The 1,517-nt window shown below is 79.6% G+C and carries 2 protein-coding genes; one reads left to right on the plus strand and one right to left on the minus strand.

The genetic code is table 11. The features are described from left to right. Positions 1-112: 112 nt before the first annotated feature. Positions 113-1,057, minus strand: a complete 945-nt coding sequence (locus PYV61_RS25185; protein WP_275836634.1) for a DMT family transporter — start codon at positions 1,055-1,057, stop codon at positions 113-115. Between the two features lie 104 nt (positions 1,058-1,161). On the opposite strand from PYV61_RS25185, the gene PYV61_RS25190 reads away from it, so the two are divergent. Beyond that, the coding region (locus PYV61_RS25190; protein ID WP_275836635.1) for a winged helix-turn-helix domain-containing protein at positions 1,162-1,517 on the plus strand (356 nt) is incomplete at its 3' end.

The following is a 1,517-nucleotide window of genomic DNA, read 5'->3' on the forward strand; positions in this document are numbered from 1 at the left end:
TTGCCCAGGGCGCCCCGGGGGCGCAACGGGAGTGCCAGGGGGCGCGGCGGCGCCCCAAGCTACGCGCGCCCCGGGCCCCCGCGCCCGCCGCGGCGCGTCCTCGAACGCGTCGTCAACGCGCCGCGCACGCCCCCGGTGCCGTCGCGGGCGCGGGCGCGGGCGGCGTCGCGCGGCGCCACCGCCGCGGCACCAGCGCGCCGACGCGCACGTCGTTCACCAGCAGCACGCTGCCGAGGATGCAGGCCAGCCCGGCGGCCATCCCCGGCGTGACCGGCTCGCCGAGGAACAGCGCGCCCCACGCGGTGCCGAACAGCGGGATGAGGTAGGTGACCGTCGTCGTGCGCGTCGGGCCGACGCTCGCGATCAGGCGGAAGAAGAGGACGTAGGCGAACGCCGTCGAGGTGACCGCGAGCGCGAGCAGCGCGAGCGTCGCCGGCAGCGTCGGGCGCGCCTCCGGGAGCTGCCAGAGCGCGGGGAGCGCGAGGCAGGCGGTCGCGCCGAGCTGCTGGCCGAGCGCGAGCGTCGGCGCGGGGACGCCGGCGAGGCGGCGCCGCGTCCACACGCCGCCGAGGGCGTAGCAGCAGGTGGCGACGAGCATGGCGGCGACGCTCAGCAGCACCTCGCCGGTGAGCGCGACCGGGCTCCACCCGACCAGCACGCCCACGCCGGCGACGCCGAGCAGGACGCCGCCGGCGCGGCGCGCGGTCATGCGCTCGCCGAGCCAGCGGGCGCCGAACCAGACGCCCCACAGCGGCACGGTGGCGTTGAGCATCGCGGCCAGCGAGGCGGTGAGGCGCAGCTCCGCGGCGGCGACGAGCGCGAAGGGCACCGCGGCGTTGAGCGCGCCCAGCACGAGGAGCGCCCGCGCGTGCGCGCGGATCCCGGGGCGCTGGCCGAGGGCGCGCATCCCGAGCCAGAGGACGAGTGCGGCGAGGGCGACGCGGGCGGCGGCCATGACCACCGGGCCGAAGGCCGGCGCGGCGACGCGGATGAAGGGGAACGAGCCGCCCCAGAGGGCGGCGAGGAGGAACAGGGTGGCCAGGTCGCGGGGGCGCATGCGGGCGGGGCGACGGGTGCGGCGCGGGTCGGGCGCGGGAGCGGCGACGCCCGGAGGATGCCCCTGGCTTGGCACCGGGCCAAGCGCCAAATTCGCCCGTCATGATGGAGCCAACCACCGCCGCGCGGCGTCGCGCCGCCGACGCCTTCCCGCTCCTCCTCCCGCTCGACCCCGGGGCGCCGCGGGCAATGCACCGGCAGCTCTACGACGGGGTGCGGGCGGCGATCCTCGACGGGCGGCTGGCGCCGGGGACGCGGCTGCCGTCGACGCGCACGCTGGCGGCGGACCTGGGGGTGGCGCGCAACACGGTGACGCAGGCGTTCGAGCAGCTGCGGGCGGAGGGGTACGTGGCGGGGCGGCGCGGCGGCGGGACGCGGGTGCGCGGCACCGTCCCCGACGAGCACCTCGACGTGCGGGTGGAGGCGCGCGCTGCGCGGCGCGGCCCCGCCCCGGCGCCGCC

Origin of the sequence: Roseisolibacter sp. H3M3-2, from assembly GCF_029211165.1 — a bacterium.
GTDB lineage: Bacteria > Gemmatimonadota > Gemmatimonadetes > Gemmatimonadales > Gemmatimonadaceae > Roseisolibacter.